This is a genomic window from Pseudomonas sp. Xaverov 83, from assembly GCF_019352905.1.
GTDB lineage: Bacteria > Pseudomonadota > Gammaproteobacteria > Pseudomonadales > Pseudomonadaceae > Aquipseudomonas > Aquipseudomonas yamanorum.
Map to the genome: position 1 here is coordinate 1 of NZ_JAAAFU010000089.1, position 326 is coordinate 326.

1 protein-coding gene is annotated in these 326 nt (G+C 59.5%); it reads left to right on the forward strand.

The window, feature by feature from the left end:
• Positions 1-298 (forward strand): hypothetical protein (locus tag K0H47_RS28685; RefSeq protein WP_219273997.1); only part of this gene is annotated, 298 nt, incomplete at its 5' end.
• Positions 299-326 lie beyond the last annotated feature (28 nt).

The following is a 326-nucleotide window of genomic DNA, read 5'->3' on the forward strand; positions in this document are numbered from 1 at the left end:
GCAGGTAGTGGTCGAGCGCTCGGTTGAAGGCGGCGCGGTCTTTGGCTTGGTCACGGGGTGGATCGGGGACGATCTTGAACATGGTGTAGCTCCTATTGACCTGAAGAAGCTGCCACCGTCGCTGCTAAACGAGAAGGGTGGCGGCTGTACGCGGGTTAGCAGACCAGTCAATAGGAAAACCGGCGCACCCGAAGGTGCCCCACGCACAGCCACCATAAACTGGGGCGTAACGCGTGTGCCTATTGAGTTCAGGCTGCTAAACCCGATCACTGAAAACCAGCGACGGACCGAAGACTAGTCACCGACTCCCCCAGGCACAAGGCCGA